General features: G+C 64.3%; 11 protein-coding genes. 5 read left to right on the plus strand and 6 right to left on the minus strand.

Annotation, left to right across the window (positions count from 1 at the left end; translation table 11 throughout):
- Positions 1-222 precede the first annotated feature (222 nt).
- Both def and fmt read left to right on the plus strand, forming a co-directional pair.
- Positions 223-735 carry a peptide deformylase gene (def, locus tag YH64_RS04475; RefSeq protein WP_046803104.1) on the plus strand — a complete coding sequence of 171 codons (513 nt, stop codon included), beginning with the start codon at positions 223-225 and terminating at the stop codon, positions 733-735.
- Positions 736-767: 32 nt separating this feature from the next.
- Positions 768-1,718 (plus strand): methionyl-tRNA formyltransferase, encoded by a 951-nt coding sequence (gene fmt / locus YH64_RS04480; RefSeq protein WP_046803105.1) that lies wholly within the window; start codon positions 768-770, stop codon positions 1,716-1,718.
- Positions 1,719-1,788: 70 nt separating this feature from the next.
- Here the strand turns inward: fmt and YH64_RS04485 are convergent, their stop codons facing one another.
- From YH64_RS04485 to YH64_RS04505, 5 genes are all read right to left on the minus strand, one after another.
- On the minus strand, positions 1,789-2,310 hold the full coding sequence (locus tag YH64_RS04485) for a class IV adenylate cyclase (RefSeq protein ID WP_046803146.1): 522 nt from the start codon (positions 2,308-2,310) through the stop codon (positions 1,789-1,791).
- A gap of 84 nt (positions 2,311-2,394) precedes the next feature.
- Positions 2,395-3,021, minus strand: a complete 627-nt coding sequence (locus YH64_RS04490; RefSeq protein ID WP_046803106.1) for a pyridoxamine 5'-phosphate oxidase family protein — start codon at positions 3,019-3,021, stop codon at positions 2,395-2,397.
- A 21-nt stretch (positions 3,022-3,042) separates the two neighbouring features.
- Positions 3,043-3,669: an HAD hydrolase-like protein gene (locus YH64_RS04495; protein WP_046803107.1), complete on the minus strand. Its 627-nt coding sequence runs from the start codon at positions 3,667-3,669 to the stop codon at positions 3,043-3,045.
- 32 nt (positions 3,670-3,701) lie between these two features.
- Positions 3,702-4,268 (minus strand): hypothetical protein, encoded by a 567-nt coding sequence (locus tag YH64_RS04500; protein ID WP_046803147.1) that lies wholly within the window; start codon positions 4,266-4,268, stop codon positions 3,702-3,704.
- A gap of 42 nt (positions 4,269-4,310) precedes the next feature.
- Complete coding sequence (locus tag YH64_RS04505; RefSeq protein ID WP_046803108.1) at positions 4,311-4,898, minus strand: TIGR00730 family Rossman fold protein; 588 nt, start codon at positions 4,896-4,898, stop codon at positions 4,311-4,313.
- Between the two features lie 230 nt (positions 4,899-5,128).
- On the opposite strand from YH64_RS04505, the gene YH64_RS04510 reads away from it, so the two are divergent.
- Positions 5,129-5,680, plus strand: a complete 552-nt coding sequence (locus tag YH64_RS04510; protein ID WP_046803109.1) for a bacterioferritin — start codon at positions 5,129-5,131, stop codon at positions 5,678-5,680.
- A 79-nt stretch (positions 5,681-5,759) separates the two neighbouring features.
- Here the strand turns inward: YH64_RS04510 and rimO are convergent, their stop codons facing one another.
- Positions 5,760-7,076, minus strand: coding sequence for a 30S ribosomal protein S12 methylthiotransferase RimO (rimO, locus tag YH64_RS04515; protein WP_046803110.1), 1,317 nt, complete (start codon positions 7,074-7,076; stop codon positions 5,760-5,762).
- Between the two features lie 376 nt (positions 7,077-7,452).
- Between rimO and YH64_RS04520 the strand changes: the two genes are divergently transcribed.
- Together YH64_RS04520 and YH64_RS04525 are read left to right on the plus strand one after the other, a co-directional pair.
- A complete protein-coding gene (locus YH64_RS04520; protein ID WP_046803111.1) occupies positions 7,453-9,165 on the plus strand; it encodes a ShlB/FhaC/HecB family hemolysin secretion/activation protein in 1,713 nt (570 codons plus the stop codon).
- A 114-nt stretch (positions 9,166-9,279) separates the two neighbouring features.
- Positions 9,280-11,757, plus strand: coding sequence for a filamentous hemagglutinin N-terminal domain-containing protein (locus YH64_RS04525; RefSeq protein WP_046803112.1), 2,478 nt, complete (start codon positions 9,280-9,282; stop codon positions 11,755-11,757).
- The last annotated feature ends 5 nt before the right edge of the window (positions 11,758-11,762 follow it).

The following is an 11,762-nucleotide window of genomic DNA, read 5'->3' on the forward strand; positions in this document are numbered from 1 at the left end:
GGCGGGCGCGATGGCGTCAAGGGTGGCAAGTGTCGCATGCAAGGCGCAACAGGCGCCGATGCATGGGTGGCGTTTTTATCTCTCTTGTCTGCTTGCCAGCCAGCCAAAGAAGCGGGGACGCAGCGCTCTGGTAATGCTCCATTTAGCCGAAAACTATTAGAAATCAATACTCTAATGAATTAAACTCTTGCCTACGCATCAATTACTGGCGATCCCTTTTCAATGGCTTTACTTCCTATCCTTCGCTATCCGGACCCGCGCTTGCACAAGAAAGCCAAGCCGGTAGCCGAAGTCGACGACCGCATCCGTCAACTGGTACGCGACATGGCCGAAACCATGTACGACGCGCCGGGCGTCGGCCTGGCCGCAACCCAGGTTGACGTGCACGAACGCGTGGTCGTGATCGACGTGTCCGAAGACAGCAACGACCTGCTCGCGCTGATCAACCCCGAGATCACCTGGCGCAGCGACGACTACAAGATCTACGAAGAAGGCTGTCTGTCGGTGCCCGGCATCTACGACGAAGTCGAACGCGCCTCGCGCATCCGCTGCAAGGCGCTGGACATCGACGGCAAACCCTTTGAATTCGAAGCCGACGGCCTGCTGGCCGTGTGCGTCCAGCACGAGCTGGACCACCTGGAAGGCAAGGTCTTCGTCGAATACCTGTCCAACCTGAAGCAGAACCGTATCAAGACCAAGCTGAAGAAGGCCGAGCGCGAAGCGCTGCGCGACTGATTCCCGTTTTTTGACTTTTTGGTCTGAACCCCATGCGCCTAGTTTTTGCCGGCACGCCGGAATTTGCCCGTATCGCCTTTGACGCCTTGCGGGCCGCCGGTCACGACATCGCCCTGGTCATGACCCAGCCTGATCGGCCCGCCGGGCGCGGCTTGAAGCTGACGCCCAGCCCGGTCAAGCAGGCCGCGCTTGACGCCGGCATACCCGTCGCCCAACCGCGCAGCCTGAGGCTGGACGGACGCTATCCCGACGAGGCCGCCGACGCGCGCGCGTTGTTGGAACAGGTGGCGCCCGACGTCATGGTGGTGGCGGCGTATGGGTTGATTTTGCCGCAATGGGTGCTGGACTTGCCGCGCCTGGGTTGCCTGAATATCCACGCCAGCCTGTTGCCCCGCTGGCGCGGCGCAGCGCCCATCCAGCGCGCCATCGAAGCCGGCGATGCGCAAACGGGCGTGACCATCATGCAGATGGATCAGGGCCTGGACACGGGCGACATGCTGCTGGAACGCGTGGTGCCCATCTCGGCCGAGACCAACGCCGCGCAATTGCACGACGCCTTGGCGCTGGCGGGCGGGCAGGCGATTGTGGACGCGCTGAACGCGTTGGAACAAGGCGGCCTGACGCCGACCAAACAACCCGAGGCCGGCGTGACGTACGCCGCCAAGCTGGATAAAGCCGAAGCCGCGCTGGACTGCACGCAACCCGCGGCATTGCTGGCGCGCCGCGTGCGCGCGTTCAACCCCGTGCCCGGCGCCAGCATCCGGCTGCCGGGCCTGCCCGACCCCGTCAAGGTCTGGCGCGCGCAGGCGCTAGAAGACGCGTCGGCGGCCACGGCGGCCGAGCCCGGCAGCGTGCTGCGCGCCGAGGCGGATGGCATCGACATCGCCACCGGCGACGGCGTGCTGCGCTTGCTGGAATTACAAAAAGCCGGCGGCAAGCGCCAGCCCGTGGACGTGTTCGTGCGGGGCTGGCAACCGGCCTGACGGCGGCTTGCGCCTCGCTGCGCTGCGCCTCGCCGGGCGGATCACCGCCTCGGCTTGTGCTCCACGCCGGTCACGGACGCGGCGTTGCCGCCAACAAGTCCAGATACGCGCCCGCCACCAACTGCGTGGGCGCGACACCCAGCCCCGCCATCAGCGTGCGGGCTTCTTCGCTGCCGGCGTCCAGGCTTTCGCCATCGCGCAGCACCACTTCCAGTTCCAGAAAATCCCCCAGCCCCTCAACCCGATCCAGATGGATACGCGTGCGTCCGGCCATGAATACGGTGCGGTGCTTTTTGACGCGGCCGATTGCGCCGTAGGCCAGCGTCAGCGTCTGGCGCAGGGTGTCGGGCGAATCGGTCGGTGAAATGGCGTAGAAGCTCTCCTTGGGGCCGGCTTCGTCCGATCGACGATAAAAAATGAGCTCGCCGGTGCCGTCGCCAAAGGCGCGCAGCTTCAGGCGCCCATGCGTGCACGTGAAGAAGGTGTCGTCCTGGTCAAGAATCACCGGTTCCTGCCCCGACAGCGCGGCGGCCAGAGGTTCAAGCACGGCCAGGTTATCGACCCGTGCCTTGATTTCAACGTTGCGAGCCATGGCGTTACCCTCGCGCAAGGTGAATGCAGACGGCACCGATACCGCACGGATACCGCATCGATACCGCGCCGCATCAATACCGCATCAATACAGCGTACCCGCCACCCGCGCGGGCAGGTCGCGGTCGTAAGCCGCGCCATCGAAAGTACCGGCCGTCAGGTCAGACAGAATGCGCCCGGTGCTGGGCAGCGCGCTGCGTGGCACCTGCGTGGCCGGGTCCCACAGGCGCGATCGCAGCAGCGCCCGCGAGCACTGAAAGTACACCGTCTGCACGTCCACGATCAGCACCGAGCGCGGCTGCTTGCCGTCCATCGCAAAGCGCTCAAGCAGCGCGGGGTCGACACTGACGCGCGCCGTGCCGTTCACCCGCAGCGTTTCCCCCACGCCCGGCACCAGGAACAACAGCGCCACGCGCGGATCAGCCAACACGTTCAGCAAGCTGTCCATGCGGTTGTTGCCCCGGCGGTCGGGCAGCAGCAGCGTTTTTTCGTCTTCCACCACGACAAACCCGGCGGGATCGCCGCGCGGCGATGCGTCCAATCCGTCTGGCCCCGATGTTGCCAACATCGCAAACGGCGCCGCTTCAATGAACGCGCGGTAATGCGGATGCACGTGATCCACTTCCTTCTTCAGCGAGGCCTCGCCGGGCGCGCCGTACAACGCTTGCAGCGCGGCGGCGTCGGTGACGAGATGAGCGGGATCGATGTGCATGGCGGGTTCCGGTCGGCAGGGTCAGGCCAGGATGGCGGGCAGGTCGGCTACGGTCAAAAAGAGTTCGTCGGGTTTGCGTTCGCGCAGGGCGTCCACATGGTTATAACCCCAGGCGACCGACCCTACGCGCACGCCGGCCTTGCGGGCGGCGTCGATGTCGCGCATTTCGTCGCCCACCAGCAGGAAGCGTTCGGGGGCGACTTCATGGCGCCGCATCAAGCGGTCGATCTTGGCGGCCTTGCCGAACAGGTCGGTGCCGCATTCATAATCGTCGAACAGCGCGCAGGTGTCCGCGCCCAGCACGCGCTGCACGTTTTCAATGGAATTCGAACTGATCACCGCCAGGCGCACGCCGCCTGCCTTGATCCGCGCCACCGCGTCGGCAATGCCATCGAACAGGTGCACGCTGGGATCGATGTCCTGCATCAGCGTGCGCACGTGCGTCATGATGGCCGGCAGTTTCCACAACGGGATGCCCAGGTACTTCAGGATTTCCGAGGCCTCGCGGTGACGCAGGTTTTCGCGTTCGGTCAGGTCGATCTTGCGAAAGCCGTACTTGTCGGCCACCGTGTTCAGGATGGAGTTGAACCAGGGCATGGTGTCCGCCAAGGTTCCGTCAAAGTCGAATGCAGCGATGTCGTATTTCAAGTAATCAGTCCGTTTGCCGGCTTCTGGCGGGGCTACAAGCCGTTGGGGTGAAGCAAATAGTGCACGACCGGAGCCAGCGCTTCAAGCGGCGGCGCGCTGGCCACCACGCGCGCGGCATTGGTCCACGGGTAGTCCAAGCCCAGCAACCAGCCGAACACGGCGGGCATGTCGCCGGGCGGCAGCGTGACCATGGTTTCGATGGTGATGGTCAGGTCCGTGGCGCGATACGGTTGCGCCTGGAATTTCCAGTCGTAGCGGCCGCAGCCTACGCGCACATTGCCGGTGGCCTTTTCGGTCATGCCGACGATCCAGTCGCACTGGTAGTCGGGCAAGCGCGCGTCGGGCGCGGGACGCGACAGGTAGAACGTATAGACGTTTTCGTAGGTCTGGCCAAACTTGCGCACCAGGGTGTCCGCAATGGCCGCGACCCCGTGGGATTCGGGCGGAAACGCGATGGCTTGCGTGCGCAAGGCCATTTTCAGCACCGCGTCCGACGCGAATGCCCGCGCCAGATGATGCGGTCGGTTCTCATCCTTGGCGTGGAAATAGTCGCGCAGCACGGACTCGGTGCTGGCGGGGGATAAGGAATCGGAAGTCATTTCAAGAACGGGCGTCATGGGCTCAACAGGGCAAGAGGGCCATCAGGCCGTGATGGGGTCGAACCACTTCGAGACGTTGGGCGGCTCGTAGATGGCATAGCGATCCAGCAGCAGGGCGGGGTCTTCTTCGACCACCAGCATGTCGCGATGCTGCGGTCGGATGAAGGCTTCGTCGACGGCGTGATCCACAAACTGCACCAACGCGTCGTAGTATCCCGCGACATTCAACAGGCCGCAGGGCTTCTGATGCATGTTCAGCTGCGCCCACGTCCACACTTCAAAAAACTCTTCCAGCGTGCCCGCACCGCCAGGCAATGCGATGAAGCCGTCCGACTTCTCAATCATCATTGCCTTGCGCTCGTGCATGTTCTGCACCAGGTGCAATTCGGTCAGGCCACGATGCGCCTGTTCTTTCTTTTGCAGCAATTCGGGGATGACGCCGATCACGCGGCCGCCAGCGGCCAGCACTTCGTTGGCCACCACGCCCATGATGCCGACGACCGATCCGCCGTACACCAGCCCCAGGTCGCGCTTGACCAATTCGCGGGCCAGCACGCGGGCCTGCTCGATGTAGTCCGGGCGGGTGCCGGGGTTCGAGCCGCAATATACGCAGATGTTCTTCAGGTTCATAACAGGTTCGTGATGGCCGGGCCCGTTACAGATTGCGTCACGGGCGTTCCGGGAAGTCGATAGTTTACGAGAACGTCAGCGGGCGCGTTTTGGGGCTTGGGCGCCGTGCAAATTGGTGGCAGGAGCAATGTTTGGACACAGCAACTTCTGCTGCGATCGGTAGACTGAGTCGTTCGGTACGACTGGAAATCCAGCGTCGTAGGGCTTTCACTAACAGAGGAGCGAACGATATGGAACAAACGACCCGAACCCCCGAGAAGGCCAGCCGCCCATTCGACATGGACGTGAAGGCGATCCGCGCCAAGGCGCGCCAGGACATCGAGTCAGGCGCTGTTACGGACACCTATCGCGCAGACCGGGAAACCGTGCTGAAGCTGCTGAACGAGGCTCTGGCCACCGAAGTGGTCTGTGTGCTGCGCTACAAGCGCCATTACTTCATGGCTCGCGGCTTGAACGCCGAGCCGGTGGCGGCGGAATTCGCCGAACACGCCACGCAAGAACAGGAACACGCCGACCGTCTGGCTGAACGCATCGTTCAGCTGGGGGGCGAACCGAACCTGTCTCCCAAGGGCCTGCTCGAGCGCAGCCATTCGGAATACGTCGAAGGGTCATCCCTGCAAGACATGATCAAGGAAAACCTGATCGCCGAACGCATCGCCATCGACAGCTATCGCCAGATGATCGAATACATCGGCGAACAGGACTCGACCACGCGCCGCTTGCTGGAAGAGATCCTGGCGGTTGAAGAGGAACACGCCGACGATCTGGCGGACTTCCTGTAAGACTGGCCGCTACACGGAATCGGCCACCCCGTATCGGCCACACAGCAAGGGCGCCTGAAACTCAGGCGCCCTTGCTTTTTCAGAGGGCTTCGCCCCACAGATCGTATTCATCCGACTCGGTGACGCGCACGCGCACCAGATCGCCCGCTTTCAAGGGCTTGTCGGAACTGACGTACACACAGCCATCAATCTCCGGCGCGTCCGCGCTGCTGCGGCCGATAGCGCCGTCTTCGTCCACTTCATCGATCAGCACGTCGATCTCGCGGCCCACTTTGCGGGCAAGGCGCGCGGTGGAAATACCCTGCTGCAATTCCATGAAGCGTTCCCAGCGGTCTTGCTTCACGTCGTCGGGCACGGGATTGTCCAGCAGGTTCGCGGGCGCGCCTTCCACCGGCGAATACTGGAAACAGCCCACGCGATCCAGTTGCGCTTCCTGCATCCAGTTCAGCAGATACTGGAAGTCTTCCTCGGTCTCGCCGGGAAAGCCCACGATGAACGTGGAGCGGATGGTCAGATCGGGGCAGATTTCACGCCAGCGCTTGATGCGCGCCAACGTCTTGTCTTCAAACGCCGGGCGCTTCATGGCCTTCAGAATGCGCGGGCTGGCGTGCTGGAACGGAATGTCCAGGTACGGCAGGATCTTGCCCTCGGCCATCAGCGGAATCACTTCGTCCACGTGCGGGTACGGGTACACATAGTGCAGACGCGTCCACACGCCCATTTCGGACAGCGCCAGGCACAGTTCCGTCATGCGCGTCTTGACCGGGCGGCCGTTCCAGAAACCGCTGCGGTACTTGACGTCGACGCCGTACGCGCTGGTGTCTTGCGAAATCACCAGCAGTTCCTTCACGCCAGCCTTGACCAGGCGTTCGGCTTCGCTGAGCACGTCGCCCACCGGACGGCTGACCAGGTCGCCGCGCATCGACGGAATGATGCAGAAGCTACAGCGGTGATTACAGCCTTCCGAAATTTTCAGATAAGCGTAGTGGCGCGGCGTCAGCTTGATGCCTTGCGGCGGCACCAGGTCCAGGTACGGGTTGTGGTCCTGCTTGGGCGGCGCGGCATCATGCACGGCGCGCACCACCTCTTCGTATTGCTGGGGGCCCGTCACCGCAAGCACGCTGGGATGCACCTTGCGGATCACCGATTCCTCGACGCCCATACAGCCGGTCACGATGACCTTGCCATTCTCGGCCAGCGCTTCGCCAATCGCTTCAAGCGATTCGGCCTTGGCGCTGTCGATGAACCCACAGGTGTTGACGACGACAACATCCGCGTCGTTGTATTCGGGCGTGACTTCGTACCCTTCGGTGCGCAGTTGGGTCAGGATGCGTTCGGAGTCGACCAGGGCTTTAGGACAGCCCAGGCTGACGAAGCCGACTTTGGGGGAAGACATGGAATACCTCGGTGGGCGCGAGCCGGCGCCAATGATCAAAACGTGCGCAATTTTAGCGCGGCGGAGCGGGGGCCGTTATTTTAGGGGAAACGCGGCGCATTCATAGCCTGGCGTGTCGCGTGCGTGCTGCTTTGCGTCGGTCACGTATTGCCGTCGAAGGGTTCACGAATTCGGCCGTCAAAAATCGGATAGTTACTAAAATCTTATAACGCCGGCCAACGACATTAATACGGCGTTCAAATTCTAGTAAAAATCAGATTTTGCTTATTCGCGCCGGTTTCCATTGTTTTTGACTATCTCGTCACGCAAACTGCCTCAACATTTAGTTTCAACGAGATAGAACGCGCCTTCGGCTTGCCGCGGGCGCGGAACCGTTATGAATTCCTATTGGTGCCGGCGAGTCGCCGCAGTGGTATTGATCGCGGCGGGCGCTTGCCCTACCGAACCCTTCGCGCAGACCCCGCCCGAGGCGGTATCGCGCCCTTCCGAAATTGAACGCAGGCAAGAGCAAGAGCTGGACGCCCAGCGCGCCCGCTCGGCCGAGCGCCCGGATGTCTTGTCGCCCGATGCCGCGCGCAGCAAAAGCGAGCTGCACCTGCCCGTTGAATCGCCTTGCTTTGTCATCGGTGACCTGAGCTGGGACGACGCGCCACCCCCTTCAGCCTTGGCCGGGGCCGCTCGCGCTGTCATCGGCCAATGCGTCGGCGGACAAGGGCTGCGGGCGTTTCAGGAATATCTGAACGCCTGGCTGATCCAGGATGGCCAGATCACGGCACGCGTGGTGGTGCCTGAACAATCGCTGGCGTCAGGCGCGCTGACGCTGCGCTTTCTGCCCGGCCGCATCTCGGGCGTGCAAGACGCCAATACCGTTGGATGGTGGCGCACCGCCTTGCCCACCGGCCCTGGCGGCGAACTGAATCAGCGCGATCTGGACCAGGCGCTGGAAAATATCCGCCGGCTTCGTGGTCAGGCGGACGCCACCATCGATGTGGGACCGGGCCCCGAACTTGGTGACTCCGACATCATTCTGCGTCCAGGCACGGGCAAGCGTTGGCATGGTTACGTGGGCAGCGACAACGGCGGCCTGGACGCCATCGGCAAGTATCAGGTCAACGCCGGACTAACCCTGGATTCCCCCTTGTTCCTTTATGACCAGCTGTCTGTGTCGTGGAACAGCAATGCGCGCTGGCGCGATGCGGACTCGAACACGCGGGCCGCGTCCATCAACTACAGCATCCCCTTTGGCTACTGGACGGCGTTTGCCGGCGCCAGCAAATCCACCTATCGCCAAACCGTGGCCGGTTTTGACGAACCCATCGTCTACGGCGGCACCACCAAGCAGTTGCAGGCGGGCGTGTCGGTGGTGCCCTATCGCGGTACCGACTACAAGGGCACGGCGACGATGGCCGTGCTGCGCAAGCGCGTCGGCAGCACGTTGAACGACGTCGCCATTGAAGTCCAGCGGCGCGACGTGACGGGCTACGACATCAACGTGGCGCACCGTCACTATGTGGGCCGAGCGGTGCTGGATGCCGGCGTGGGCCTGCGCGGCACGCTGGCCGGCCTGTCCGACCAACCCGGCTTCGTCTACGGCGACCCCGACTGGAATGGCCGCAGCACCATCGCGCTGGCCAATGCCGGGCTCTACCTGCCGTTTCAATTGGCGGACCAGCCCTGGGCGTACCACGTCAGCTGGCAAATCCAGCACGCCAAGACACCGGTCGTGCCGTCGGATTACTTCACCATCGGCAGTCGTTATGCGGTGCGCGGCTTTGACGGCCAGATGACGCTGGCGGCCGAAGACGGCTGGACGCTGCGCAACGATTTGTCGCTGGGCCTGGACAAGCTGCTTGGCGGCCCCGGTCATCAACTGTATGCGGGTCTGGACGCCGGACGCGTGGGCGGCGAGTCGGCGCGATGGCTGACCGGGCGCACGTTGGTGGGCGCGGTGGCTGGGCTGCGCGGCCGCCTATCCATCCCCTATGTCGATGCCAGCTATGACCTGTCTGCCGGCTGGCCGTTGAAAAAGCCGGAATCGTTACAGACGGCGTCCACCGTGTTCGCCGCAGCCGTGATGTTCGAGTTCTGATCCCGCGGCATTGCTCCGCCGGCCTTCCTGATTGATCTGGTCGACAAGACGCCGGGCTTGCCCCGGTGCTGCGCCGCTTGCGCCGCCGTCGACGTTTACGTTACCCGGGTACGCATGATGTCCAAACTTCGTTCGATGATTGTCTGGTCCGTCGTTTTCTTGCAGGTCTGGTCGCCGGTGCTGGCGCAGACGTTGCCGATAACCGTCGACAAGAGCGTTGCGGGCGCCAAGCCTTCCGTCGGCGCAACCAACGGCGTGCCGGTGATCAATATCGCGCCGCCCACGGCGGGCGGGGTGTCGAACAACCGCTACACGCAGTTCAACGTGGGACCTTCCGGCGCGGTGCTGAACAACAGCGGCGGCGCCAGCCAGACGCAGTTGGCTGGGCAGGTGGGCGGCAACATCATGCTGGGCAACCAGCGCGCCACCACCATCCTTAACCAGGTCACCGCGCCGAACCCGTCGCAATTGCTGGGCACGCTGGAAGTGGCCGGCAACCGGGCCAACGTCATCGTCGCCAACCCCGCCGGCATCACGTGCAACGGCTGCGGCTTCTTGAACGCCGACCGCGCCACGCTGACGACCGGCCGTCCGCTGATTGGTGCTGACGGGCGTATCCGCTTTGACATCGCATCGGGCAACATCCGCGTGGATGGCGCCGGCTTGAACGGCGCCAACCTTGGTCAAGTCGACCTCTTGGCCCGCAGCTTGGAAATCAACGCGGGTGTGTGGGCGGATCGGCTTAACGTCACAGCCGGCGCCGCGCGCGTCGACTACGACACCGGCATCGTCACCGCGCAAAGCGGGCAAGGCGCCAAGCCCGACGTGGCCTTGGACACGGCTGCGCTGGGCGGCATGTATGCAAACAGCATCCGGCTGATCGGCACCGAAGCCGGGGTGGGCGTGAACATCGGCGGCAACCTGGTGGCGTTGACGGGCGACCTGCACGTGAACGCGGCCGGAGACGTGCGCATTACGCCCAGCGGCACGGTGCAAGCAGCCGGCGCGCTGCGCGTGGATAGCGGCCGGGACCTTGCCGTGCAAGGCGTGGCGCAGGCAGCGGGCGCGACCACGTTGGCCGCGCGCCGCGATGCGGACATTCAAGGCGCAGTCGCGGCCGGTGGGTCGTTGAACGTGACGGCGGGAAAGCGCGTGATTGTTGGCTCGCAAGGGGGCCTGCGTACCCAAGACGCGTTGCGCGTGACGGCAGGCCAGGATCTGGCGCTGTCGGGTCACTTGCTGACGGCCGATCAGAACATCATCGCGGTGGCGGGCCGCAACTTGAAGATGGCGGGCTTGCCGCTTGCCGGTGTTCAGCCGGGCGCGGGTGTGGGGAATGACGACGGTAACGGCATCGGTAACGGCATCGGCGACGGCAGTGGCGCTGGCAATGGCACTGGCAACGGAAATGGCAACGCCAACGCCAATGCCAACGCGATTGTCGATGCGCTCGCAACGGGCGCATCGGCCGGCGGCGCGTCGCAAGCGTCCGGCGTCATCTCCGCCAAGTCCGGCATCACGCTTCAAGCGGGGCGCGACCTGGTGCTGCCGCGACAGATATACACGTCCGGCACGCTGTTGACCCAAGCCGGCGCCAACATGGTCTCGGAAGCGGGCGCGCAGGCACAGTCGGCCAAGGGCATGACGATGCGCGCAGGCGCGGATGCCAATCTGGCTGGCGCGGCCTTGACGGACGGCGCGCTGTCGATCGGCGCAGGGCGAAATCTGCGCATGGACGGCAGCGCGCTGGCCTACGGCGGCGGCTTGGCGCTAAAGAGCGGCAACGATTTGCGTTTGGGTCAGACCAGCCGCGCGCAAGGCGCGGGCATCGTGGTGGACGCCGGTGGAGATGTCCGCGTCGGCGGTGACATGGTGTCCGGGGAAACCGTTGACGTGAAGGCGGCCGGCAGTGCGCTGCTGGCGGGCACGCTGAATGGCAAGCAAGGCATACACGCACGGACGGGCGGCGCGCTAAGTGTCTCCGGCGCGGCGGACGCCGCCCAGGGCGCCGTGACGCTGGCGTCGGGCGCTGACCTTTCGGTTACCGGCAGTGGCAGCGTGCAAGCGCGTGGCCCGGTCGCGTTGCACGCCAAGGGGGCGTTGAACGCAGCGGGCACGGTGTCGTCCATGGCTGCATTGACGGCCCAAGCAGCGCGTGACGCCAAGGTCAGCGGCAAGCTCTTGTCGGGCGGCCCCATGCGGCTTCAGGCGGTGGGCGATGTAGCGGCGGACACGAACGCGCGGCTGCAATCGGAAGGGGCAATGACGCTGCTGGCCGGGCAGGATCTGTCCTTGGCAGGCGAAACCGAAACCAATGCGACCTTGAAGCTGAACGCCGGGCGTGACCTGCGCATCGATGGGGCGGCGCGCGCCTACACCGGCGCGGTTGCATTGAACGCGGACAACGCATTGCAGCTGGGCAAGACCAGCCGCGTGCAGGGCGACGGCGTATCCGTGCTGGCGGGCGGCGACTTGGTTGCCGATGGCTCGATGGCTTCACGGGGCGACATGGCAGTAGCGGCGGGCCGGGACGTGCGCGTCGGCGGCCAGGCACAAGCCACGGGCAAGCTGGATTTTGCACGGCGCGGGTGACGTCA

Origin of the sequence: Achromobacter sp. LC458 (assembly GCF_001005835.2) — a bacterium.
Taxonomy (GTDB): domain Bacteria; phylum Pseudomonadota; class Gammaproteobacteria; order Burkholderiales; family Burkholderiaceae_B; genus Achromobacter; species Achromobacter spanius_B.

What these genes read in the sequence shown, in the direction of transcription:
- def (WP_046803104.1), top strand. Translation starts at nt 223, where the DNA reads ATGGCTTTACTTCCTATCCTTCGCTATCCGGACCCGCGCTTGCACAAG.
- fmt (WP_046803105.1), top strand. Translation starts at nt 768, where the DNA reads ATGCGCCTAGTTTTTGCCGGCACGCCGGAATTTGCCCGTATCGCCTTT.
- YH64_RS04485 (WP_046803146.1), bottom strand. Translation starts at nt 2,310, where the DNA reads ATGGCTCGCAACGTTGAAATCAAGGCACGGGTCGATAACCTGGCCGTG.
- YH64_RS04490 (WP_046803106.1), bottom strand. Translation starts at nt 3,021, where the DNA reads ATGCACATCGATCCCGCTCATCTCGTCACCGACGCCGCCGCGCTGCAA.
- YH64_RS04500 (WP_046803147.1), bottom strand. Translation starts at nt 4,268, where the DNA reads ATGACTTCCGATTCCTTATCCCCCGCCAGCACCGAGTCCGTGCTGCGC.
- YH64_RS04505 (WP_046803108.1), bottom strand. Translation starts at nt 4,898, where the DNA reads ATGAACCTGAAGAACATCTGCGTATATTGCGGCTCGAACCCCGGCACC.
- YH64_RS04510 (WP_046803109.1), top strand. Translation starts at nt 5,129, where the DNA reads ATGGAACAAACGACCCGAACCCCCGAGAAGGCCAGCCGCCCATTCGAC.
- rimO (WP_046803110.1), bottom strand. Translation starts at nt 7,076, where the DNA reads ATGTCTTCCCCCAAAGTCGGCTTCGTCAGCCTGGGCTGTCCTAAAGCC.
- YH64_RS04520 (WP_046803111.1), top strand. Translation starts at nt 7,453, where the DNA reads ATGAATTCCTATTGGTGCCGGCGAGTCGCCGCAGTGGTATTGATCGCG.
- YH64_RS04525 (WP_046803112.1), top strand. Translation starts at nt 9,280, where the DNA reads ATGATGTCCAAACTTCGTTCGATGATTGTCTGGTCCGTCGTTTTCTTG.